General features: G+C 65.9%; 21 protein-coding genes. 12 read left to right on the forward strand and 9 right to left on the reverse strand.

From position 1 onward, the window contains the following. Positions 1-81 precede the first annotated feature (81 nt). The 7 genes from ACYQ3G_RS15115 to ACYQ3G_RS15145 all read left to right on the forward strand — a co-directional run bounded on the left by ACYQ3G_RS15115 (position 82) and on the right by ACYQ3G_RS15145 (position 8,435). Complete coding sequence (locus ACYQ3G_RS15115) at positions 82-969, forward strand: branched-chain amino acid ABC transporter permease (RefSeq protein WP_459827000.1); 888 nt, start codon at positions 82-84, stop codon at positions 967-969. Next, on the forward strand, positions 966-2,015 hold the full coding sequence (locus ACYQ3G_RS15120) for a branched-chain amino acid ABC transporter permease (RefSeq protein ID WP_459827002.1): 1,050 nt from the start codon (positions 966-968) through the stop codon (positions 2,013-2,015). Before ACYQ3G_RS15115 ends, ACYQ3G_RS15120 begins: the two co-directional genes overlap by 4 nt. Before the next feature lie 52 nt (positions 2,016-2,067). After that, a complete protein-coding gene (locus ACYQ3G_RS15125; protein ID WP_459827004.1) occupies positions 2,068-3,225 on the forward strand; it encodes an ABC transporter substrate-binding protein in 1,158 nt (385 codons plus the stop codon). A 75-nt stretch (positions 3,226-3,300) separates the two neighbouring features. Next, on the forward strand, positions 3,301-4,098 hold the full coding sequence (locus ACYQ3G_RS15130) for an ABC transporter ATP-binding protein (RefSeq protein ID WP_459827006.1): 798 nt from the start codon (positions 3,301-3,303) through the stop codon (positions 4,096-4,098). Positions 4,099-4,155: 57 nt separating this feature from the next. Beyond that, positions 4,156-5,412, forward strand: coding sequence for a phenylacetate--CoA ligase family protein (locus ACYQ3G_RS15135; RefSeq protein ID WP_459827008.1), 1,257 nt, complete (start codon positions 4,156-4,158; stop codon positions 5,410-5,412). A gap of 9 nt (positions 5,413-5,421) precedes the next feature. After that, complete coding sequence (locus ACYQ3G_RS15140) at positions 5,422-6,834, forward strand: sigma-54-dependent transcriptional regulator (RefSeq protein ID WP_459827010.1); 1,413 nt, start codon at positions 5,422-5,424, stop codon at positions 6,832-6,834. Further along, entirely contained in the window at positions 6,831-8,435 is a 1,605-nt protein-coding gene (locus tag ACYQ3G_RS15145; protein ID WP_459827012.1) for a PAS domain-containing sensor histidine kinase, read from the forward strand. Before ACYQ3G_RS15140 ends, ACYQ3G_RS15145 begins: the two co-directional genes overlap by 4 nt. A 173-nt stretch (positions 8,436-8,608) precedes the next feature. On the opposite strand, the gene ACYQ3G_RS15150 is transcribed toward ACYQ3G_RS15145, so the two are convergent. Further along, positions 8,609-8,839, reverse strand: a complete 231-nt coding sequence (locus tag ACYQ3G_RS15150; RefSeq protein ID WP_459827014.1) for a hypothetical protein — start codon at positions 8,837-8,839, stop codon at positions 8,609-8,611. Positions 8,840-8,849: 10 nt separating this feature from the next. Continuing rightward, on the reverse strand, positions 8,850-9,341 hold the full coding sequence (locus ACYQ3G_RS15155; RefSeq protein WP_028576665.1) for a YajQ family cyclic di-GMP-binding protein: 492 nt from the start codon (positions 9,339-9,341) through the stop codon (positions 8,850-8,852). Positions 9,342-9,641: 300 nt separating this feature from the next. Between ACYQ3G_RS15155 and ACYQ3G_RS15160 the strand changes: the two genes are divergently transcribed. The 5 genes from ACYQ3G_RS15160 (at position 9,642) to ACYQ3G_RS15180 (ending at position 15,435) form a co-directional block, all read left to right on the forward strand. Continuing rightward, positions 9,642-10,046: a Ros/MucR family transcriptional regulator gene (locus ACYQ3G_RS15160; protein WP_028576664.1), complete on the forward strand. Its 405-nt coding sequence runs from the start codon at positions 9,642-9,644 to the stop codon at positions 10,044-10,046. A gap of 418 nt (positions 10,047-10,464) precedes the next feature. Continuing rightward, positions 10,465-12,105, forward strand: a complete 1,641-nt coding sequence (locus tag ACYQ3G_RS15165) for a glutamate synthase-related protein (RefSeq protein ID WP_459827017.1) — start codon at positions 10,465-10,467, stop codon at positions 12,103-12,105. A gap of 107 nt (positions 12,106-12,212) precedes the next feature. Further along, a complete protein-coding gene (locus ACYQ3G_RS15170) occupies positions 12,213-13,358 on the forward strand; it encodes a sensor histidine kinase (RefSeq protein WP_459827019.1) in 1,146 nt (381 codons plus the stop codon). Next, positions 13,345-14,013: a response regulator transcription factor gene (locus ACYQ3G_RS15175; protein ID WP_459827021.1), complete on the forward strand. Its 669-nt coding sequence runs from the start codon at positions 13,345-13,347 to the stop codon at positions 14,011-14,013. Before ACYQ3G_RS15170 ends, ACYQ3G_RS15175 begins: the two co-directional genes overlap by 14 nt. A 114-nt stretch (positions 14,014-14,127) precedes the next feature. Next, positions 14,128-15,435 (forward strand): hemolysin family protein, encoded by a 1,308-nt coding sequence (locus tag ACYQ3G_RS15180; protein WP_459827023.1) that lies wholly within the window; start codon positions 14,128-14,130, stop codon positions 15,433-15,435. A 731-nt stretch (positions 15,436-16,166) separates the two neighbouring features. Here the strand turns inward: ACYQ3G_RS15180 and ACYQ3G_RS15185 are convergent. The 7 genes from ACYQ3G_RS15185 to metK all read right to left on the reverse strand — a co-directional run bounded on the left by ACYQ3G_RS15185 (position 16,167) and on the right by metK (position 22,355). After that, complete coding sequence (locus ACYQ3G_RS15185) at positions 16,167-16,400, reverse strand: hypothetical protein (protein WP_028576659.1); 234 nt, start codon at positions 16,398-16,400, stop codon at positions 16,167-16,169. Then, positions 16,400-17,146: an N-acyl homoserine lactonase family protein gene (locus tag ACYQ3G_RS15190; RefSeq protein ID WP_459827025.1), complete on the reverse strand. Its 747-nt coding sequence runs from the start codon at positions 17,144-17,146 to the stop codon at positions 16,400-16,402. Before ACYQ3G_RS15190 ends, ACYQ3G_RS15185 begins: the two co-directional genes overlap by 1 nt. A gap of 35 nt (positions 17,147-17,181) precedes the next feature. Next, positions 17,182-18,021 (reverse strand): MBL fold metallo-hydrolase, encoded by an 840-nt coding sequence (locus tag ACYQ3G_RS15195; protein WP_459827027.1) that lies wholly within the window; start codon positions 18,019-18,021, stop codon positions 17,182-17,184. 13 nt (positions 18,022-18,034) lie between these two features. After that, positions 18,035-18,964 carry a P-loop NTPase gene (locus ACYQ3G_RS15200; protein WP_459827029.1) on the reverse strand — a complete coding sequence of 310 codons (930 nt, stop codon included), beginning with the start codon at positions 18,962-18,964 and terminating at the stop codon, positions 18,035-18,037. A 106-nt stretch (positions 18,965-19,070) separates the two neighbouring features. Then, complete coding sequence (locus tag ACYQ3G_RS15205; RefSeq protein ID WP_459827031.1) at positions 19,071-19,580, reverse strand: NifB/NifX family molybdenum-iron cluster-binding protein; 510 nt, start codon at positions 19,578-19,580, stop codon at positions 19,071-19,073. 156 nt (positions 19,581-19,736) lie between these two features. Then, complete coding sequence (locus ACYQ3G_RS15210; RefSeq protein WP_459827033.1) at positions 19,737-21,095, reverse strand: sigma-54 interaction domain-containing protein; 1,359 nt, start codon at positions 21,093-21,095, stop codon at positions 19,737-19,739. A 90-nt stretch (positions 21,096-21,185) separates the two neighbouring features. Next, positions 21,186-22,355 carry a methionine adenosyltransferase gene (gene metK / locus ACYQ3G_RS15215; protein ID WP_028576654.1) on the reverse strand — a complete coding sequence of 390 codons (1,170 nt, stop codon included), beginning with the start codon at positions 22,353-22,355 and terminating at the stop codon, positions 21,186-21,188. Positions 22,356-22,357: the final 2 nt, after the last annotated feature.

The raw sequence follows: 22,357 nt of genomic DNA on the forward strand, positions 1-22,357 counted from the left end.
AGGCGGGGATCCATGCCTTTATCGCGACCATGAAACGCCTTGGCCCGGACACCGGTGTCACAAAACCATAGGGTCATAAAAATGGAATACTATCTCCAACTCATCATCAACGGCCTCGTGGTCGGGTCCATCTACAGCCTGGTGGCCCTGGGATTTGTCATCATCTTCAAGGCCACCAAGGTCGTGAACTTCGCCCAGGGCGAACTGGTCATGGTTGGGGCCTACGTCTGCTTCGCCCTGACGGTGCAGTTCCAGCTGCCCTTCTTCGCCTCATTCCTGCTGACCCTGGTCTTCTCCATCGTCCTGGCCACGGCCGTGGAGCGCCTGATCCTGCGGCCGCTCATCGGCGAGCCCATTATCTCGGTCATCATGGTCACCATCGGCCTGTCGTCCATGCTCAAGTCCTTCGTGCAGATGGTCTGGGGCACGCAGATCCAGGTCTTCCCGGCCATCCTGCCCCAGGAGCCCTACATGCTCCTGGGACTGCCCATCGCGCCGGTCTACGTCGCGGCCTTCGGGCTCTCGGCGCTGCTCTTCGGGGTCTTCAGCCTGTTCTTCAAGTTCTCGTCCCTGGGAATAGCCATGCGCGCCACGGCCTTCGACCAGCAGGCGGCCCAGTCCATGGGCATCGGCATCAAGTCCATCTTCGCCCTGTCCTGGTGCATCGCGGCCGTGGTCTCGAGCATCGGCGGCATCATCCTCGGCAACATCAACGGCATCAACGCCCAGCTCGGGCACCTGGGCCTCAAGGTCTTCCCGGCCGTGATCCTGGGCGGCCTGGACAGCCTGCTCGGCGCGGCCCTGGGGGGGCTGATCATCGGGGTGCTGGAAAACATCTGCGAAGGCGCGGCCAAGGACCTCCTGGGCCTGGGCGGCTTCAAGGAGGTGGCCTCCTTCCTGATCCTGGTCGTCATCCTCATGGTCAAGCCCTACGGACTCTTCGGAACCAAGGAGATCGAACGCGTATGAGCATGCACAAGTGCGGCCTCTTCTACACGACCTACGCCGCCGAGGACGGGCTGTTCCGCTCCCGGTTCCAGAAGCTCTGCCTGGGCATCTTCCTCGCTGTCTTGCTGGCGGTCCCCCAGCTGGTGGACTCCTACGCCGTGTCCATCCTGAACCTCATCCTCATCGCCGTCATCGGCGCCGTGTCCCTGAACCTGCTGACGGGCATGTGCGGCCAGATGTCCCTGGGCCACGGGGCCTTCGTCGGCGTGGGCGCCTACGGCGCGGCCATCCTGTCCAACGCGGGCGCGCCCTTCGTCGCCGCGCTCCTGGGCGGCGGGGCCATATCGGCCATGGTCGGCATGGTCTTCGGCATCCCGTCCCTGCGCCTCAAGGGCATCTACCTGGCCATCTCGACCCTGGCCGCCCAGCTCATCCTCGAATACGTCTTTCTGCACGCGTCCTCCCTGACGGGCGGCGCCAACGGGCTGCCCGTGGACCCGCCGCAGATCCTGGGCTTCGCCTTCGACACCGACGCGCGCATCTTCTACCTCATTCTGACCGTGACGGCCCTGTGCGTCCTGGCCGTGACCAACGTCAGCCGCACCCGCCACGGCCGCGCCTTCGTGGCCATCCGCGACTACCACCAGTCGGCCGAGAACGTCGGCGTGAACCTCTTCGCCTACAAGCTGCAGGCCTTTGGCCTCAGCTCCTTCCTGGCCGGGGTCGCGGGAGGGCTGTGGTCGCACTACACCATGTACATCACGCCCGAGCAGTTCTCCATGGGGCTGTCCATCAGCTACCTGGCCATGATCATCATTGGCGGCATGGGCTCGGTCATCGGCTCCATCTTCGGGGCCGTGTTCATCACCCTGCTGCCGGAAATGCTGAACCTGCTCATCTCGTCCCTGGGGGGCATCGCCCCGGACCTGAGCGCCGTCATCGTGCCCATGAAGGAAGGGGTCTTCGGGCTGATGCTGGTGCTCTTCCTCATCTTCGAACCCGAAGGTCTGGCCCGCAAGTGGCGGCTGACCAAGGCCTACTGGAAGCTGTACCCCTTTGCATACTGACGCGCCGGCGATGAAGAGCCGGGGAAACCTTTTGCCGCATCCGGAGTAACCCATGAAAAAGCTTCTGCTTCTGACCGTCCTGGCCATCATGGCCATCGCCAGCACCGCCTCGGCCGCCTACAAGGTCGGCCTGCTGTCCGACCTGACCGGCGCCACCTCCAGCGTGGGCACGCCCTACGCCGAAGGCATCAAGGCCTACGTGGCCTGGCTGAACGAGAACGGCGGCGTCGGCGGCGAGCCGGTGGAGCTCATCCAGGTCGACTACGCCTACAACGTGCAGCAGGCCCTGGCCGCCTACAAGCGCTTCACCTCCGAGGGCATCGTGGCCATGCAGGGCTGGGGCACGGGCGACACCGAGGCCTTGGTCAAGTTCGTGGCCAAGGACAAGATCCCGGTCTTCTCGGCCTCCTACTCGGCCCACCTCATGGACCCTGCCAAGGCGCCCTACAACTTCACCGCCGCCGCCGACTACTCGACCATGGGCCGCGCGGGCCTGAACTACCTGCGCGAAACCTGGAAGCAGTCCCGCGCGCCGAAGCTGGCCTTCATGTTCCCGGACAACCCCTACGGCAGCGCCCCCATCCCGGCCATGGAGGAATACGCCAAGGAGCTGGGCTTCGAGATTGTCGGCAAGGAGAACGTGGACCTCAAGGCCATCGACGCCACCCCGCAGCTCCTGAGCCTGAAGAAGGCCGAGCCCGACTTCGTCTGGACCGGCGGCACCACTCCGTCCACGGCCGTCATCATGAAGGACGCCCAGAAGCTCGGCATGACCTGCACCTTCTTCAGCAACATCTGGAGCAGCGACGAGAACATCTTCAAGCTGGCCGGCGACGCGGCGAACGGGCACTTCGGCCTGCAGGGCGCGGCCATCTACGGCCAACCCTCGGCCGGCATGGACCTGATCCGCACGATCACCAAGGACCAGCCGCAGATGACCCACTACGTGCGAGGCTTCGTCTCGGCCATGGTCATGTGCGAAGGCATGAAGATGGCCAAGGCCAAAGGGGAGGTCACGGGCGAGAGCATCAAGGCGGCCCTTGAGACCATGCGCGACTTCGACCCCATGGGCCTGGCCCCGGCCGTCAGCTACTTCGCCGACGACCACCGGCCCAACCTGTCCGTCAATATCTGCACCTTCAAGGACGGCAAGCTCGAGTTCGTGCAGACCACGGTCCTCGAACGCAAGAAGGAATGGCTCGGACTCTGATGGAAACCAGGGCGGGGGCGCCCGGCGTCCCCGCCCGTGCGAAACGAATTGTCTAACTCGGAACTGAAGGCATCCATGAACATCCTCCAAGTCATGAACCTGGAAGTGGTCTACAACGACGTGGTCCTGGTCCTTAAGGGTCTGTCCCTGGACGTGGCCGCCGGCAGCATCACCACCCTCCTGGGCGCCAACGGAGCGGGCAAGTCCACGACGCTCAAGGCCGTCTCGGGGTTGCTGGCCGGTGAAAACGGCAAGGTCACGTCCGGGTCCGTCCTCTACGACGGCGTCGACACGGTGCGCCTGAGCCCCGAGAAGCTGGTCCGGGCCGGCGTCTTCCAGGTCATGGAGGGCCGGCGCATCTTCGAGGACCTGACCGTGGAGGAGAACCTGCGCTGCGGAGCCTACACCCAGCCCGCGCGCCTTTTTGCGCACAACGCCGAAAAAGTGTATACGTACTTCCCGAGGCTGCGGGAACGCCGCAACCAGCTGGCCGGCTACATGTCCGGCGGCGAGCAGCAGATGCTGGCCATCGGGCGCGCGGTCATGGCCTGTCCCAAGCTCCTGCTCCTGGACGAGCCGTCCCTGGGCCTGGCGCCCCTGCTGGTGGAGGAGATTTTCGACATCGTGCGCCGGATCAACAAAACCGAGGGCGTGAGCGTCCTCCTGGTCGAGCAGAACGCGCGCATGGCCCTGTCCCTGGCGGACTACGGCTACATCATGGAGAACGGCCGCATCGTCATGGACGGCAAAGGCGAGGACCTACTGCGCAACCCCGATGTACAGGAGTTCTACCTGGGCCTGGGTCACGGCGGCGAGAAGCGCAGCTACCACGACGTCAAGCACTACCGCCGCCGCAAGCGCTGGCTGGGCTGAAATTTTCCGGACCGACGGGCCCCCTCCCTTCCCGCACACCCACTTTTCGGAGCGTCCATGGACAGAACACAGGGCTTCTACCACGAACACGAGACGGAATCGGCGGCCGCCAGGGCCAACCGGCAATGGCAGGCCCTGCAGGCCGTGGTGGCCAGGGCGGCGTCCTTTGACGGCGAGTTCCGCGAACGCCTGGGAGCCGCGAGCATCGTGCCCGACGAGATCCGCTCACTGGAGGACTTCACCTCCATCCCGGTCCTGCGCAAGAAGGACCTCTCCCGCCTTCAGCGCGAGAAGGGCCTGTCCTGGTTCCTGTCCTGCGCGCCCGGCGAGCTGTCGCGCATCTACCAGTCCCCCGGTCCCATCTACGACCCCGAGGGCCGCGCCCCCGACTACTGGGGCTGGGCCCAGGCCTTCTACGCCGCGGGCATCCGCGCCGGGGACCTGGTGCAGATGACCTTCAGCTACCACCTCACGCCCGCCGGCCTCATGCTGGAAGAGCCCCTGCGCGCCCTGGGCTGCGCCGTGATCCCGGCCGGGCCCGGCAACTCGGCCGTGCAGCTCCAGCTCATGGAGGAGCTGCCCGTGACGGGCTTCGTCGGCATGACGAGCTTCCTGAAGACGCTGGGCGAGAAGGCCGCGGAGAAGGGCCTGGACCCGAAGAGGGATTTCCGGCTCCGGGTGGCCATGGTCGCGGCCGAGCGCCTGCCCGAGAGCCTGCGCCGAGAGGTCCAGGACATGTTCGGCATGGTCATCCGCCAGGGCTACGGCACGGCCGACGTGGGCTGCATCGCCTACGAGTGCATGGCCCTGGGCGGCATGCACCTGGCCGAGCGCTGCTTCGTGGAGATCTGCGACCCGGTCACGGGCCTGCCCGTGCCGCCGGGCGAGATGGGCGAAGTCGTGGTCACGCCTTTCACCCTGGACTACCCCCTGGTGCGTCTGGCCACGGGCGACCTGTCGCGCCTGTCCGAGGCCCCCTGCGCCTGCGGCCGCACGGCCCCCAAGCTCATGGGCATCCTCGGCCGCGTCGACGACACGGCCAAGGTGCGCGGACAGTTCATCTACCCGTCCCAGGTGGCGCAGGCCATGCGCGGCTTCCCGCAGATCCTGCGGCATCAGGTCGTGGTCGGCAATGCGGGCGGCAAGGACAGCCTGGTCCTGCGCATCGAGACCAACGGCCCCGTGGATACCGCGGCCGTCGCCGCGGCCTTCCAGGAAACGGCCAAGCTCCGGCCCGCGGTGACGGTCCTGGGCCTGGGCGAAACGATCCCCGAAGGGTCCCCGGCCCTCGTGGACGAACGCACGTACGAGTAGGGCACGCACATGAGCAAATACCCAACCAACCCCGTGCTGCTCGTCGACGACGAGGAGACATGGCTGCGGTCCTTTTCCCTGGCGCTGAAATCCCACGGCATCGACAACATCATCTGCTGCCAGGACAGCTCCGAGGTGCCCTCCATCCTCGCCTCGACCGAAGTGGAGGTCATGGCCGTGGACCTGGCCATGCCCGGCATGTCCGGCGAGGAGCTCATCGTCGAGGTCGGCCGGACCAACCCGGACGTCCCGGTGCTGGTCATCACCGGCATGGGACAGGTGGAGACGGCAGTGCAGTGCATCAAGCGCGGGGCCTTCGACTTCTTCGTCAAGACCAACGACAAGAGCAGCCTCGTCTCGGGCATCCGCCACGCCATCGAGATCCGCGAACTGCGCCGCGAGAACAGCGGCCTGCGCACGCGCTTCCTGCAGGACACCCTGGAGCATCCCGAGGCCTTCGCGCCCATCGTGACCTGCTCCAAGGCCATGCGCTCCATCTTCCAGTACATCGAGGCCATCGCGCGCAGCACCCAGCCCGTGCTCATCACCGGCGAGTCCGGCGTGGGCAAGGAACTGGTGGCCAAGGTCATCCACGACTTGAGCGGACGCCAGGGCGAGTTCGTCCCCGTCAACGTGGCCGGCCTTGACGACAACATCTTCGCCGACACCCTCTTCGGCCACAAGAAGGGCGCCTTCACGGGCGCGGACCGGGCCAGGCCGGGGCTGGTCGAGAACGCCAAGGCCGGCACCCTCTTCCTCGACGAGATCGGCGACCTGCCCCACGCCTCCCAGGTCAAGCTGCTGCGTCTGGTGCAGGAGCGCGAGTACCTGCCCATCGGCTCCGACGTGACGCGCAAGACCGACGCGCGCATCATCGCCGCCACCAACGTGGACCCGGCGGCGCTGGGCGAGTCCGAACGCTTCCGCGCGGATCTCTACTACCGCCTGCGGGCCCACCACGTGCATCTGCCGCCCCTGCGCGAGCGGCGCGAGGACATCCCCCTGCTCGTGGACCACTTCCTGCGCCAGGCCTGCCAGCAGCGCCGCAAGCCCGTTGCCCCGCCCGAGCTCTTCCCTTTGCTCATGGGATACCCCTTTCCAGGCAACGTGCGTGAACTGCAGTTCCTGATCCTCGACGCCGTCAGCTGCACCACGGGCGAGACCCTGGACATCGGACGCATCCGGGAGCACGTGGCCGCGCACCATGCCGACGCGCCCGCGGCCAGATCCGGCGAAGGGGCCGGCGTGCAGTTCGGGCCGGAACTCCCGACCTTGAAGCGCGTCTGCGCGGAACTGGTCATGGAGGCCATGCGCCGCACGGGCGGCAACCAGGCCATGGCCGCGGGGATGCTGGGCGTATCCCGGCAGGCCCTGAACAAACGCCTTAACAAGCTCCTCATGGCCAGCGAGGACGACGAGTGAACGGACGCGAGGACCTCCTGGCCAGGCTGCGCCACCTGGAGCGGGCCAACCGAACCCTGACCCGGGAACTGCACGACCTGCGCGCCCTCATCGACACGCCCCTCAACGTCATGCTCTTTTCCCTGGACCTGAACTACAACTACATCGCCTTCAACCAGGCCCACCGCGAATTCGTCAAACACAACTGGAACCTCGACATCCACCCGGGCATGCACGTCTTCGACATCCTCGACCCCGAGGAGCGCGCCGCATCACGGCGCAACTTCGACCGCGTGCTGAACGGCGAGTCCTACATCCTGCGCCGCAGGTACCGCCGGCCAAAGGGCGAAATCGGCTTCTACCAGAACACCTACGTGCCGCTGGTGCGCGGCGGGGAAATCCTGGGGGCCGTGGTCTTTGCCCACGACATCACGGAATGGAGCGAACGGGAGGAGGAGGGCAGGAAATACCGGGCCATCTTCGAGAAGGCCTTGGAGGGCATCTACCGCTCCACGGCCCAGGGCCGCTTTCTGGAGGCCAACCGCGAGATGGCGCGCATCCTGGGCTACGATTCGCCCGAGGACCTCATGGCCTCGGTCACCAACATCGGAAGCCAGCTCTATTGCGACCCCGACGACCGGGAGCGGGTCTTCTCCGTCATCCGCAGCGACGGTGTGATCAAGGATTTCGAGACGCGCATGCGCCGCAAGGACGGCAGCGAGATATGGGTGGAGTTCAACGCCAGAAGCGAGAAGGACGACCAGGGCCGCACGGCCTTCATCGAGGGCAAGCTCACGGACATCACGGCCAGGAAGGACGCCGAGCGCAAGGCGGAACTGCGGAGCCAGAAGATGATCCAGGCCGACAAGATGGCGTCGCTGGGCGTACTGGTGGCGGGCGTGGCCCACGAGATCAACAACCCCAACAGCTTCCTGACTCTCAATCTGCCGCTCCTGCGCGACGTGTGGGCCGACGCGCTGAACGTCCTGGACGAATACCAGGAGGAGCACGGGGACTTCGTGCTCGGCGGGCTCGAATACTCTGAACTCAGGCAGCAGATGCCGCTGCTGCTGCAGGGCATGGTCGACGGCTCCGAGCGCATCAAGGACATCGTCTCGCGCCTGAAGGACTACTCGCGCCAGCGTCCCGAGGGCGAGCGGGAATCAACGGACCTCAACAACGTGGTGGCCGGGGCCCTGGCCTTCGTGCGCCACAAGCTCAAGAGCGCGGCCCCCGGCTACCTGGTGCGGCTGGCACCGGAACCGGCCATGGTGGAGGCCGACCCCCAGCGCCTGATCCAGGTCCTCATCAACCTCCTGGTCAACGCGTGCGAGGCCGTGCCCGCCGCGGGCGGGGAGATCACGGTGCAGGTTCTGTCGCATGTCGGCGAAAACCGGGCCTGGGCCGGGGTGGAGGTGCGCGACAACGGCTGCGGCATCGACCCTTTGGACCTCAAGTACATCCAGGACCCCTTCTTCACCACCAAGCGCGAACAGGGCGGCACGGGCCTGGGCCTGTCCATCTCCTCGGCCATCATGCACGAGCACGGTGGACGGCTGGAGTTCTCGTCGCAACCCGGCTCAGGCACGGCCGTGCGCATGCTCCTGCCCATGACGCGGTAGGGCTTGAGGAGTCCTCTCCGCTACTCCCCGGAATCAAATCAGGGCGGAAAGACAAAAAAGCCTGGATTCCCGCCTGCGCGGGAATGACGTCGAGGCTACGCCAAGGCCTCCGCTTCAGCCCCGCGAAGTCGCGAATCCAGGGCGCGTGCCAGCGGAAAGCCCGAAACGCAATCCTACTGGCTCTTCTCGATCCCGCTCTCCTTCACCACGGCGCTGTGCATGGTGAAGTCGATGATGCCCGAAACGAGGTAGCCCAAGGCCACGAGGACCAGCAGGGCCAGGGCGAGCTTCATGGTCTGCTTCGGCTGCTTCCAGAGCATGAACGCGACCACGGCGGCGACGCCGAGTCCGGCCAGGGGGTTGGCCGTGAGCCATCCCCAGATGCCCATCAGAAAATCGTGCATAGTGACTCCGCTACTTCTTCATGTTCACGTACTGCAGGGGCAGTTCGAATTTCGCGTCCCTGAGCAGGGCCATGACGGCCTGCAGGTCGTCGATCTGCTTGCCCGTGACCCGCACCTGCTCGTCCTGGATGGCGGCCTGAACCTTGAGCTTGCTGTCCTTAATGAGTTTCACGAGCTTGCGGGCGTTGTCCTTGTCGATGCCGTCGTGCAGCTTGATCTCCTGCTTGAGCTGGCCGCGCGAGGTTTTCTCGGACTCGCCGAACTCCATGGACTTGGGGTCCACCTTGCGCCGCACGAAATGGGAGATGAGCATGTCCCGGATGGCCCGGATCTTCATGTCGTCGCCCGTGACCAGGGAGATGACCTTGGTCTTCCGGTTGAACTCCATTTCCGTGATCACGCCGCGGAAGTCGTACCGGGTTTCCACCTCCTTGCGCACGTTGTTCACCGCATTGTCGACTTCCTGCAGATCGAGTTCGCTTACAATATCAAACGACGGCATTACACCCTCCTTTCGTCAAAATGTTCATTCCTGCGGTTCGCAGCTGAACCAAAAAAAACAGATCCGTCAAGTTCCCCCCAGCCCCTGTATTCACCGGAATGCACATGCAATTTCAGAAAAATCCCTGCCAAGTTTCCGGCCATCCGGGGGTGTTTCCGGGCCGCGGGGAAGACCGCAAAAAGAGACTCAATAGATTACCAAGAAAGCATTTGACTTTCGCAGAATCCCTACTATGTAAGAAGGTACTTTGATCGATTGGCTACATCATCGATACCGACCCTATATACGTATGGAGTAAAAATGGAAGACTATCTCAAGCAGGCAATAGAAATCGTTAAGGCCCAGGCTTCCGTCCGCAACATGAACGAGGACGAAATCACCTCCATGATCCGCTCGCTGGCGCAGAACATACGCGGCGTAGCCGAGGGCGTCGCACCCGTGACCGAAGGCGAACCCGCCGTCGACCCCAAGAACGCCATCCGCGAAAAGAGCGTCATCTGCTGCGAGTGCGGCAAGTCCTTCAAGGTCCTGACCAAGCGTCACCTGGCGACCCACGGCCTGACCCCGGAAGAGTACAGGGAAAAGTACGGCTACAAGAAGGGCACCTCCCTGGTGGCCAAGTCCCTGGCCCGCGACCGCCGCAAGACCATGCAGGGCATGAAGCTCTGGGAAAAGCGCAAGAAGGCGCCCAAGACCCAGGAATAGCCCGGCTTGAAACCCTCTCCCGAGAGGGTTTTTTTTGGCCCATCGCACGTCCGTCCGCCCTTCCCACTGCCATCCCCTCCGGCCCGGCGCAACATCCTTCCAAACACCCATCGGCAGACAAGAAAGCCTCGAAACAGTCCCTCCCCGCTCATGAATATGGGAAATATTCCCAAATTACGTGAAAGATTCCCAGCGCCGACGACCAAACGACCCAAAGAAAAAGGCGCCATTCCTATCGACACGAATCAGCTCCAACCATAGATAATCTATTGAATTTATCCTGACCCTACCACCGCGCGTCCTGCCGGGCGCGCCGCTGCGCAGCGTCACTATGCAGGACCGGACGGTCTTCGTGGTGACGTCCATATTTTTGGGTCGGAGAAACATAATCCACATCTGCACACGGGAGACGAAAAAAATGATCCAATGGCCCAAAAGCAATGACGTTCTCGGCACCACCAACCGCGGCAACCCGGCCGAGTCCGGCCTGTGCACCCTGTGCCGCTCGGACTGCGCCGGAAAGTGCGAAACCTGGATGTCCTGCCTCAAAGGCCGGCACATGCTCTACCCCCGGGATTTCGGTGCCGTGACCGCCGGCAGTTCCAACACCTGCCACGTCGGCGTGAGCTACAATTCCCTGCGCATCCAGGGCTACAGCTATGGCGCCAACGGTGTCGCTCCCGGCCGGACCACCAACCCCGACGACTGCCTCTTCACCAACGTCTCCCTGGAAACCTCCTTCGGCGCCACGGAAAAGACCAAGGTCCGCATGCCGCTGATGACCGGCGCCCTGGGCTCGACCTTCATCGCCGCCAAGTACTGGGACTCCTTCGCCGCGGGCTGCGCCCTGATCGGCATCCCCATCGTCATCGGCGAGAACGTGGTCGGAGTCGACCGCGCCTCCAGCATGGCGAACGGCCGCATCGAAAAGTCCCCCGAACTGGACCGCCGCATCGAGATCTACAACCGCTACTCCGACGGCTACGGCACCATGATCGTGCAGCTGAACGTCGAGGACGCGCGCAACGGCGTGGCCGAGTACGTCATCGGCAAGTACGGCAGCAAGGTCTGCATCGAACTCAAATGGGGCCAGGGCGCCAAGAACATCGGCGGCGAGATCGAGGTCAAGAGCCTGGACTACGCCCTGTTCCTGAAGAAACGCGGCTACCTGGTGGACCCGGACCCGGAACTGCCCGAAGTGCAGGAAGCCTTCAAAGCCGGCGGCATCAAGGGCTTCGCCCGCCACAGCCGACTGGGCTACACCGATCTGCCCTCCGCCGACGCCGTGCACCAGAACTTCATGGAGACCGTGGCCTACCTGCGCAAGATCGGCTTCACCAAGATCTCGCTCAAGACCGGCTCCTACGGCATGGAAGCCCTGGCCATGGCCATCAAATACGCCACCGAGGCCGGCCTCGACCTGCTGACCATCGACGGCTCCGGCGGCGGCACGGGCATGAGCCCCTGGAACATGATGGAGACTTGGGGCGTACCGTCCATCCTGCTGCACTCCAAGGCCGTCGAATACGGCAACATCCTGGCCGCCAAGGGGCAGAAAGTCGTGGACATGTCCTTCGCCGGCGGCCTGGCCCGCGAGGACCAGATCTTCAAGGCCCTGGCCCTGGGCGCGCCCTTCGTCAAACTGATCTGCATGGGCCGCACCCTGATGATCCCCGGCTTCCTGGGCTCCAACATCGAGGGCGCCCTGAACCCCGAGCGCAAGGAAAAGATCTCGGGCAACTGGGACAGCCTGCCCAAGACCGTCAAGGACATCGGCGAAACGCCCGAGCAGATCTTCGCCGGCTACGAGAGCCTCAAGGCCAAGATCGGCGCCGACGAGATGAAGACCGTGCCCTACGGCGCCGTCGCCGCCTGGACCCTGGCCGACAAGCTCGGCGCGGGCCTGCAGCAGCTCCTGGCCGGTGCGCGCAAGTTCTCCGTCACGGAGATCTCCCGAAACGACATCGTCTCCGGCAACCGCGAAACGGCCCAGGAGACGGGCATCCGCTTCATCACCGACGTCCAGGACGAAATCGCCCGCAAGATCCTGTCCTGCTGATGACGACACCCGGGGGCGGACCGGCCGGAGGCCGGCTCCGCCCCTGGCCCACCGCCCTATCCTGTGCTACAGGGCCACACGCGGCCGACGGCCAGGAGTAGCCAAGCATGACCCCCCAGACAGACATCACCGAAGAATTTCCCATCTCCCGCGAATCCTGGCGGGATTTCGTCGCCCAGCGCCACAGGACCGAAAGCGCGTTACTCGAGCGCATCAAGGAGCTGAACTGCCTCTACGGCATCACCCGCATGGCCCAGCGCGCCGACCAGCCCCTGGACGAGCTGCTGACGGGCATCGCCGGCCTCATCCCCGCCTCCTGGCAATACCCCGACATCGCCTGCGCCGCCATCCGCCTGGGCGACGACACCCACCGCTCGGCCAACTACCGTCCCACGTCATGGCGCCAGACAAGCCCCGTCGTCATCGGCGATGAAAACTGCGGCGAGGTTGAGGTCTGCTACCTCGAAGAGCGGCCCCAAAGCGACGAAGGCCCCTTCCTGCGCGAGGAGCGCAACCTCATCGACGCCGTTTCCGACCTGGTCGGGCGCATCGTGGCCCAGCGCCGGGCCGAGGAACGCATGCGCGCCCTGTCCCGGGAGCTCATCATGGCCCAGGAGAACGAGCGCCAGCGCATCGCCCGCGAGCTCCACGACCACCTGGCCCAGGACCTGTCCCTGGCCAAGGCCGACCTGGAGCGCATCCACTGCTCCCTGTCCGCCGACGGCCCGTGCCGGGCGCAGACCGCGGCCATCGCCGAGAGGCTGGCCGCAGCCATTCGCGGCATCCGCGACCTGGCCTACGGCCTGCTGCCGCCGGGCCTGACGGAGCTCGGTCTGGTCGAGACCGTCCTGGCCCACTGCGAGGATTTTTCACTGCGCCACGGCATCGTCGTCGACGTCTTCGCCGACGGCCTGACCGGCGTGGACTTCGATTTCGACACCCAGATCAACATCTACCGCCTCATCCAGGAAGCCCTGAACAACGTGCGCAAGCACGCCAGGGCCAGCCGCGCCGTCATCCGCATGCTGGGCGCCTACCCGAGCCTCATCGTGCGCATCGAGGACGACGGCTGCGGCATGGACCTGGAAAGCTGCCAGGCCCAGGCCGGCCGCAACCGGCGCATGGGGCTGTGGAGCATGCGCGAGCGGGTCAGACACCTGGGCGGGACCATCAGCTTCAAGTCCAAACCCGGCCAGGGTCTGCAGATCCGCATCGAAACCCCGCTGAACCGGAGCACCCGTGAGCACCCTTAAGCGCATCCTCATCGTCGACGACCACCCCCTGTACCGCGACGGCCTGCGGGCCCGCCTCTGCGCCAGGCCCGACTTCAGCGTCGTCGGGGAGGCCGGGACCAGCGCCGAAGGGCTGCGCATGGCCAAGGAGCTCGCCCCGGACCTGGCCGTGGTCGACATCTCCCTGCCCGACGGCAGCGGCATCGAACTGACCCGCGAGATGCGCGCCGTCCGCCCGGACATGCCCGTGCTCATCGTCAGCATGCACGCCAAGCTCGACTTCATCGCCGCTGCCTTCCAGGCCGGGGCCAGCGGCTACATGTCCAAGGAATCCGGCGGCGAAGGCATCCTGCAGGCCATCGACACCGTCCTGGCCGGCGGCCAGTACCTCGACGGTTCCCTCTCGCCCACGGTCCTGCGGCGCCTGAGCGACATCTCGGGCCGCAAGGCCAAGACCGTGGACGCCTCCTACGGCACCCTGTCCCTGCGCGAACAGCAGGTCATGCGCCTGCTGGCCGAAGGGCTAACGCCCGAGGAAATCGCGGCCAAGCTCTTCGTCTCCCGCAAAACCGTCCTCAACCACCGCTATTCCATCATGACCAAGCTCGGCATCAAGAGCCCCATGGCCTTCGTGCGGCACGCCGCGCGCCTGGGCCTCATCGACATCGACGAATAGCACATATTTCGGCGATACGCCCATTTGCTTCTTTACCCTGGCGGCGGACCGTTGTTAGGAATGGATTGTCGCGCACCCGCGCGGCAGACCGCCCGTGTTCATCAAGGATATTTCATGCTCGGCTCTTTGCTTTACCTCGCTCTCGTGTTCGCCCTGGTCCTGGCCAACGGATTCTTCGTGGCCTCAGAGTTCGCCCTGGTGGGCGTGCGGCGCTCCCGCGTCGCCACCCTGGCCGCCGAAGGCAACAAAAAGGCAGTGCGGCTCCTGCGCCTCATCGACCACCTGAACGCCTACATCTCGGCCACGCAGCTCGGCATCACCCTGGCTTCCCTGGGCCTGGGCTGGATCGGCGAACCCGCCGTGGCCGATCTGCTGAACCCGTTGCTCGAAGGTCGGGTCCCACCGGCCGTGCTGCACTCCATCTCCTTCACCGTGGCCTTCAGCCTGATCACCTTCATGCACATCGTCCTGGGCGAACTGGCGCCCAAGACCATCGCCCTGGAAATGGCCGAAAAAACGGCCCTGGCCATCGCCCTGCCCATGGAGATATTCTACCGCACCTTCCACTGGCCCATCCGCCTCCTGGACTGGTCCGGCACCCGCACCGTGCGCATGCTCGGCTTCACGCCCAGCGCCAGCCACGGCTCGGTCTACACCGAAGACGAACTGCGCATGCTCATCGACGCCACCTATGCCCACGGCCAGGTCGAGGAGGAGAAGCGCCGCCTCATCCGCCGCGCCTTCGACTTCAACACCACCGAGGCCTGCGAGGCCATGATCCCGCGCTCGGAGATCGCCGCCCTGCCCGTGGACTCCACCCTGGACGACGTCCTGGCCGCCTTCCGCATCCACGGGTACTCCCGGCTGCCCGTCTACGGCCAGGACCTCGACGACATGGTCGGCGTCCTCTACCGCCAGGACATGGAGCCCTTCATGGCCCGCGAACCCGGCCTGGTCTTCTCCATGACGGCCCTCCTGCACCCGCCGACCTTCGTCCCGTCGGGCAAGCGCCTCGGAAGCCTGCTGCGCCAGATGCAGGCCACGCGCACCCACCTCGTCTTCGTCATGGACGAATACGGCGGGCTCGAGGGCCTCGTCACCCTGGAGGACGTGCTGGAGGAGATCGTCGGCGAGATCAACGACGAATACGACGAGGAAGTCCGCTCCCAGATCGTGCGCGACGGCGCGGCCTTCATCCTCGACGGCATGCTCGCCGTGCGCGACGCCAACCGCAAGCTGAAGCTCCGCCTGCCCGAGGACGAGGCCTACACCACCATGGCCGGCTTCCTCCTGGCCCAGGCCGGACGCGTCCTGGAACCCGGCGACGAAGTGCCCCTCAAGGAAGGCGTATTCAAGGTGGAAAGGGTGGAACGCCGCCGCATCGTGCGCATCCGGTTCACGCCGGCGCCTGGCGGTGAGTGAGAAAGGGAAGATTGGGAATGCCTCCGGCGGGCAGGGGGCTCGCCCCCTGCACCCCGTGCATGTTTACGTTCTATCTATCTTGTCATCCATTCCGACCACTGCGCAATGACTGAACATCTCGTCCGCCCGAAGCGCAAGCCAAAGCGGGCCGGGACGTTTCGGGCCGGGGGCGCCGACTGTCTGACTGATCCAGGCATCGTTTGCTTCCCCGCTGCCCTCGCACTCAAAGCGCAAAACGATGTTCTCCGCTGTCCCGCCGCCCGAAGTGCGAACCAAAGTCTCTGCACGCAGCGGGGAAGCATTACGAGGCCGGAGAAGGAGTTTCGGCGGGCCCGGCCCGAAACGCCCCGACCCGCGGCCGCACGGGGACAGCCTTTGGCACGCTCACGCAATTTTAATGTATTTTCAAGATGTTGAAAGGCATGGATTCCCGCCTTCGCGGGAATGACGATGAGACAGGTCTTCACGCAGCAGCTTTCGCCCGAAACTCAGCCGGAGCGGGCCGGGGCGTTTCGGGCCGGGGTCGCCGACTGTCCGACTGATCCAGGCATCGTTTGCTTCCCCGCTGCCCGCACGCTCAAAGCGCAACACGATGTTCCCCGCTGTCCCGCCGCCCGAAGTGCAGACCGAAGTTCCCGCACGCGGCGGGGAAGCATTACGAGGCCGGAGAAGAAGTTTCGGCGGCCTCGGCCCGAAACGCCCCGGCTCGCGGCCGCCCTGCGCCCAGCCCTCTAGATGTCGATCTTGGTCCCCGAATACGTGAACGCGTTCCTGTTCATCTTGATGAACGTCCCCTTGTCGATGCCCACGGCCTTGCCGCACTCGCACCAGACCTTGCCGTCGCGTTCCTCCAGGAACCAGATTTTCTCGATCCGCTCCCGGTGGCAGCGCAGGACCTCGCCCGGCCCCAGCTTGCGGTAGCGCCACAGCTTCCTGCGGCAGGCGGCGCACTTGATGACGAGCATTATTCGGGCACGGTCTCCATGGAGGCCCATTTGGGCTCGTGCAGCGGCAGGACGTGGTCGACCAGGGTCTTGGCCCGGACCAGGGTTTCGTAGGCCAGGTAGGGGTTCACGTTGGTCCCGGGCGGAATGACCTCCATCTCCATGGCCGTGACGGACTTGGGCGGATAGAGATTTTCGAGGATGGTGCAGAAGCCGCAGATGAGCACGCTCCCCTTGTCCGTATCCACGCGCACGGACATGCCGCCCTCGGTGTGGGCCGGGGTGTGGATCATGGTGATGCCGGGCGCGATCTCCGTGTCGCCCGTCAGGGCCACGATCTGCCCGTTCTCCTCCACCTCCTCAATGTAGTCCTCCAGGTAGCGGAAATCGAGAGGGTGCGGGTCGTGGATGCGCTCCAACTCCTTTTCGTGAACGTAGATCTTGGCGTTGACGCACTTGGCGTCGTTCTCGCAGTGGTCGTTATGCAGATGGGTGTGCAGGATGATGTCGATATCCTCCGGCGCCAAACCGTAACGCGCCAGCCCTTCCTCGAAGCCGTAGATCTTCCCGCCGATGGCCTTCTCCCGCTCCTCGGAGACCACGGGGCGCATCTCGCCCGTGTCCACCAGAATCTTCTTCTCCCCGCCCTCCAGGTACCAGCAGTAGATGGGGATGGTGTAGGGCGTCCCGTAGTCGTGCTGGTAGGTCATCATGCCCTTGTCGAAGACCTTGGTGCCCATGACGATGGGGTGGATGCGGTAGGTCATGCGTTCCTCCTGTGTACGGAGCGGTGCGGCCGCCTTCAGAGGTCGGCCGTGTCCAGACGAAAACCCGAATACCCCGTGTGCACCTCGCAGTCCAGGTGGTCCGCCAGCCAGGCCGCGGCGGCCTCGCCCGTGCAGTGGCAGGGCACGAGGAGCCCCACGCGCATGTCGCGCAGGGCGCGGGCCGTCTTCTCCAAACGCTCCACGGAGGCCGCGCCGAGGTGAAGGCCGCCGATGACGGCCCGGATGCGCTCGTCGCCCGTGACCTCACGCAGGTGCATGAGGGTATTGACCAGCCCCGCGTGGCAGCAGCCCGTACAGATCACGAGGCCCTTGTCCGTGGCGATCCACAGGGACTGGTCGTCGCCTATGGGGTCGGGCCGGTGGCCGAGGGGGTCGAAGAAGAACGGCCCCCCCGTGTCCTCGAAGTCCGTGCGGCGCGGAATGAAGCCGCTGAGCCCCATGCCCTCGCCAAGCGGCACGGATTCGCCGCTCCAGAGCAGACGATCCACGGACAAGGCGTTCAGGGCGCGCATGGACGCCATCGGCATGCGGATGTCCCGGGCCTCACCGTCCCGGATGCTGTAGCGCGGCTCGGTCACACCGGAATGGCAGTACAGCCTGGCCTGCGGCGCGGAGGACAGGACGAGCGGCACCGCGCCGGTGTGGTCATAATGGCCGTGGCTCAGGGCCAGGATGTCCGTACGGCCCAGATCGACGCCCAGAATGCGAGCGTTTTCGGCCAGGGCAGGGCCCTGGCCGGTGTCCAGCAGAATCCGCCTGTCGCCGGCGTCGATCCACAGGGCGTAGCCGTGCTCCGCCACGCAGCCGAAACCGGCCTGGTTGTCGACGAGTACCGTCAATACGGCCCGTGTCATGGCGCCTCCCGCCTCAAGCCTGCGGGGCCGGTGCGGGCAGATCCAGCAGCGGCGCGATCACGGAACGCATGAGCACTGCCGTGGGGCTCGACGCATGATGCAGGACGAAGGCCTGCCCCATGTCCCCGGCCTCGGCCACGGACGGGTCGATGGGGATGGAGCCCAGGAAAGGCACGCCCATGTCGTCGGCCATCCGCTTCCCGCCGCCCGAACGCAGGATGTGCGTGACCTCGCCGCACTTGGGGCAGACGAAGCCGCTCATGTTCTCCACCACTCCCAGGACCTTCATGCCGACCTGGGCGCAGAAGGTAATGGACTTGCGCACGTCCATGGCCGCCACGCGCTGCGGCGTGGTCACGACCACGGCGCCGTCGATGGGGTTGATGAGCTGGCAGACGGACAGGGGCTCGTCGCCGGTGCCGGGAGGCGCGTCGATGATCAGGTAGTCGAGGTCGCCCCAGGCCACGTCCTTCAGGAACTGCTTGATGACCCCGCCCTTGACCGGGCCGCGCCAGATGACGGCGTCGTCGGGGTTGCGCAGCAGGAAGCCCATGGACATGACCTTGAGGTTGCCCAGTTCCACGGGCAGCAGGCCCTCGGGCCCCTGGTCGATGGTCGCGCCCTCCAGGCCGAGCATGGTCGGGACGCTGGGCCCGTGGATGTCCACGTCCAGCAGGCCGACCTTCTTGCCGGCCAGCATGAGGCCCATGGCCAGGTTCACGGCCACGGTGCTCTTGCCCACCCCGCCCTTGCCGGACATGACCATGATCTTGTGGTCGATGCGGCACAGGCGGGCCTGCAGGGCCCTGCGCTCCTGAAAATCCTGATCCGTCTCGTTCAGCTGCCGCTTGGCTGCCGAGCACGAGGAATCCGTGCACGAATCGCACGTCGACGCCTTGGAACGGGCCGCATCGGATGCGGCGCTCTTCTCCGTGTTGTCCATCAAGTATCTCCGAAAAAGCCTGTTGGTGTTCATCCCCATGTCCTCCCGGCCGCGAACTGCGTGCTCCGCGCCAAGAGGCGTCCATTTCGATATCAAAGTCGTCCCATTACCCGTCACGCCCCGGAAACCCGTATCCGCCCGGCCCCCGGCCGCCCCTGCGGGCGCGCCTGCGCTGACCGCCGGGACCGGTGTCGAGACAGTCTTCGGATGCGACGGGCACCGGCGTTTCCGCACGCCGGGGACCGAAGCCGGCCGCCCGCTGCTCCCCAGCCCCCCGGCCACGGCACGCGCCGCGGCATCCGGGCATGGCGAAGGTTTCGTCGAGCCCCCCATGCTCCCACGCGGCCACGACCCGGTCCAGGTCGCCGGCCACGAAGCCCACCACAGTGATGCCCCGAGCCGCCAAGGCCTCGGACATGGACCGGGAGATGGCCCCGCAGATGAGGGTCCCCACGCTCAGCGCGCAGAGCTCCTCGGCCCTGTGCAGCGGCTCGGAACACTGCAGCAGATGCTCCTCGCGCGCCCCGGCGCCGTTGCCGAGGACGAGGATTTCGCCGCCGATGTCGAAGACCGGGGCGATGCGATGCTGCCAATGATGCACTGCGATGCGGGTCATAGGGTCCCTCTCTGCGCCAAGGCAAAGCATGGAGCGTGCCGGAAGAGACCGGACCGCCCGGCGGGGCCGGACCAAGGCGGGGCGGGGATTTCGGGCATCAGGCGCAGGGGCGGGGTTGCGGCGGCGCACCACAAGACGCGCGAGAGTTGCGCGCGGCTACCGTCGGGGGGTGGAGCGGCCGTCGCGGACGGGCAGCTCCATGCCCAGGCGCTTCATGCGCCGAAAGAGCGTGGTCTTGTGGATGCCCAGGTCCCGCGCCGCGGCCAGTCGGTTGAAATCGGCCCTCTCCAGGGCTGCCTGGATGGCCTGCCGGTCCAGAAGATCGTGCACGGACTGGTGCCCGCCGATATGGGGCGCCGTGGCCGTCAGCTCCTCGGGAAGATGGGCGATACCGATGCGTCCGTCGCCGCAGAGCACGAAGGCCCGTTCGATGCAGTTCTCAAGCTCACGGATGTTGCCCGGCCAGTCGTGGGCCATGAGCAGCGACAGGGCCTCGGCGCTGATGCCGGGGACGCTGCGGTTCTGAAGGCGGTTGAAACGGCGAATGAACTGCTCGGTCAGCAGGCCGATGTCGTCCTTGCGCTCGCGCAGGGGAGGCAATTCAAGGCGGATGACGTTGATGCGGTAGTAGAGGTCCTCGCGGAACGTCCCCTCGCGGATGAGGTCCGGCAGGCTGCGGTTGGTGGCCACGATGACGCGGGCGTCGGTGGATTCGGTGCGCGCGGAGCCCAGGGGCTCGAAGGTCCGTTCCTGCAGCACGCGCAGCAGGCGCACCTGCAGGGCCGGGCTGATCTCGCCGATCTCGTCCAGGAAGATGGTCCCGCCGCGGGCCTGGGCGAAGCGGCCGAGACGGTCGCGCACAGCACCGGTATAGGCCCCGGCCTTGGCCCCGAAGAGCTCGGACTCGAGCAGCGCGTCGGGCAGGGCCGCGCAGTTCACGGCCACGAAGGGTCCCTCGCTGTGGGCGCTCAGGGTATGGATGGTGCGGGCGAAAAGTTCCTTGCCCGTGCCCGTCTCGCCGGTGATGAGGACCGTGCTCGGGCTGGCCGCCAGGGCCGGCAGGACCTCGAACACATGGTGCATGCGCGGGCTGCGGCTGAAGAGCTCGCCCACGTGGTATCGCCCTTCGAGTTCGCGCTTCAGGGCGTCGACCTCGGACAGGTCGCGAAAGGTCTCGGCGCCGCCCATGACCCGACCTGACTCGTCGCGGAAGACCGCCGTGGACACGCTGATGGGCACGCGCTCGCCCTGGGCCGTGATGATGTAGCCGCAGGTCCCGATGTGCGGCCGGCCGCTCGCCAGGGTGGCCTGCAGGGGGCACTGTGCGCCGCACAGGCTGGAGCGGAAGACCTCGGAACACAGGCGTCCCAGGGCCTCGGCGCGCGGCACGCCGGTGATCTCCTCGGCGGCGCGGTTGAAGGAGGTGATGCGCCAGTCGAGGTCCACGGTGAAGACGCCGTCGGAGATGCTCTCCAGAATGGCGTCGGTGGGCGTGTCGTGTTTGGGGGTGGCCATGGCCTGTCATGTTCCCGGACACGGCCCTCGGTCAAGTGCCCGGAAAAAAGCGGGACGGGATTTCTCCCGCCCCGCCCTCGTGCGTCCGTCCTAGATCTTGGCGGCCGTCTTCAGGTCGTCGACGGCGTCGGTCACTTCCCAGGGGAAGACGAAGTCCTCGCGGCCGAAGTGGCCGTAGCAGGCGCTCTTCTTGTAGATGGGCTGGATGAGGTTCAGGCGCTTGATGATGAAGTAGGGGCGCAGGTCGAAGACCTCGCGCACGGCCTTGGTCAGCACCTCGTCGGGCACCACGCCCGTGCCGCCCGTGGTGACGAGCACCGAGACCGGCTCGGCCACGCCGATGGCGTAGGCGATCTGCACTTCGCAGGTCCCGGCCAGGCCGGCGGCCACGATGTTCTTGGCCACGTAGCGGGCCATGTAGGCGCCGGAGCGGTCGACCTTGGACGGGTCCTTGCCAGAGAAGGCGCCGCCGCCGTGGTTGCCCATGCCGCCGTAGGTGTCGTTGATGATCTTGCGGCCCGTCAGGCCGCAGTCGGCCAGGGGGCCACCGGCCACGAAGCGGCCCGTGGTGTTGATGTAGATGCGGGTGTTCGCGTCCATCATCTCGGCCGGCATGACCTTGGCGATGACCTCGCGCTTGATGCCTTCGACGATCTCCTCGTAGGTCACCTCGGGGGTGTGCTGGGAGGACACGACCACGTTGTCGATGCGCACGGGCTTGCCCTTGCGGTACTCGACGGAGACCTGGGTCTTGCCGTCGGGGCGCAGGAAATTCAGGATCCCGGCCTTGCGCACCTCGGACAGCCGGCGGCTCAGGCCGTGGGCGTAGTAGATGGGCGCGGGCATGAGGGAGCTCGTTTCCGTGGTGGCGTAGCCGAACATCATGCCCTGGTCGCCGGCGCCCTGGTCCTCGGGCTTGGCGCGGTCAACGCCCATGGCGATGTCCGGGGACTGCTTGTCGATGGACGACAGGACGGCGCAGGTGTTGGCGTCGAAGCCCATGTCGGAGCTGACGTAGCCGATCTCGCGCACCGTGGAGCGCACGATGTCGGGCAGGTCGGCGTAGGCCTCGGTGGTGATCTCGCCGGCGATGACGGCCATGCCGGTGGTCACGAGGGTCTCGCAGGCCACGCGGGAGCGCGGGTCCTGGGCCAGGAGGCAGTCGAGAACGGCGTCGGAGATCTGGTCGGCGATCTTGTCCGGGTGGCCCTCGGTCACGGATTCGGAAGTGAACAGATAGTGGTCGGCGTTGAGAATCATGG

This window comes from Desulfomicrobium salsuginis (assembly GCF_054657795.1).

Excerpts from the sequence above, each read along its gene's own strand:
- ACYQ3G_RS15115 (WP_459827000.1), top strand. The coding sequence starts at position 82 with ATGGAATACTATCTCCAACTCATCATCAACGGCCTCGTGGTCGGGTCC.
- ACYQ3G_RS15120 (WP_459827002.1), top strand. The coding sequence starts at position 966 with ATGAGCATGCACAAGTGCGGCCTCTTCTACACGACCTACGCCGCCGAG.
- ACYQ3G_RS15125 (WP_459827004.1), top strand. The coding sequence starts at position 2,068 with ATGAAAAAGCTTCTGCTTCTGACCGTCCTGGCCATCATGGCCATCGCC.
- ACYQ3G_RS15130 (WP_459827006.1), top strand. The coding sequence starts at position 3,301 with ATGAACATCCTCCAAGTCATGAACCTGGAAGTGGTCTACAACGACGTG.
- ACYQ3G_RS15135 (WP_459827008.1), top strand. The coding sequence starts at position 4,156 with ATGGACAGAACACAGGGCTTCTACCACGAACACGAGACGGAATCGGCG.
- ACYQ3G_RS15140 (WP_459827010.1), top strand. The coding sequence starts at position 5,422 with ATGAGCAAATACCCAACCAACCCCGTGCTGCTCGTCGACGACGAGGAG.
- ACYQ3G_RS15150 (WP_459827014.1), bottom strand. The coding sequence starts at position 8,839 with ATGCACGATTTTCTGATGGGCATCTGGGGATGGCTCACGGCCAACCCC.
- ACYQ3G_RS15155 (WP_028576665.1), bottom strand. The coding sequence starts at position 9,341 with ATGCCGTCGTTTGATATTGTAAGCGAACTCGATCTGCAGGAAGTCGAC.
- ACYQ3G_RS15160 (WP_028576664.1), top strand. The coding sequence starts at position 9,642 with ATGGAAGACTATCTCAAGCAGGCAATAGAAATCGTTAAGGCCCAGGCT.
- ACYQ3G_RS15165 (WP_459827017.1), top strand. The coding sequence starts at position 10,465 with ATGATCCAATGGCCCAAAAGCAATGACGTTCTCGGCACCACCAACCGC.
- ACYQ3G_RS15170 (WP_459827019.1), top strand. The coding sequence starts at position 12,213 with ATGACCCCCCAGACAGACATCACCGAAGAATTTCCCATCTCCCGCGAA.
- ACYQ3G_RS15180 (WP_459827023.1), top strand. The coding sequence starts at position 14,128 with ATGCTCGGCTCTTTGCTTTACCTCGCTCTCGTGTTCGCCCTGGTCCTG.
- ACYQ3G_RS15185 (WP_028576659.1), bottom strand. The coding sequence starts at position 16,400 with ATGCTCGTCATCAAGTGCGCCGCCTGCCGCAGGAAGCTGTGGCGCTAC.
- ACYQ3G_RS15190 (WP_459827025.1), bottom strand. The coding sequence starts at position 17,146 with ATGACCTACCGCATCCACCCCATCGTCATGGGCACCAAGGTCTTCGAC.
- ACYQ3G_RS15195 (WP_459827027.1), bottom strand. The coding sequence starts at position 18,021 with ATGACACGGGCCGTATTGACGGTACTCGTCGACAACCAGGCCGGTTTC.
- ACYQ3G_RS15200 (WP_459827029.1), bottom strand. The coding sequence starts at position 18,964 with ATGGACAACACGGAGAAGAGCGCCGCATCCGATGCGGCCCGTTCCAAG.
- ACYQ3G_RS15205 (WP_459827031.1), bottom strand. The coding sequence starts at position 19,580 with ATGACCCGCATCGCAGTGCATCATTGGCAGCATCGCATCGCCCCGGTC.
- ACYQ3G_RS15210 (WP_459827033.1), bottom strand. The coding sequence starts at position 21,095 with ATGGCCACCCCCAAACACGACACGCCCACCGACGCCATTCTGGAGAGC.
- metK (WP_028576654.1), bottom strand. The coding sequence starts at position 22,355 with ATGATTCTCAACGCCGACCACTATCTGTTCACTTCCGAATCCGTGACC.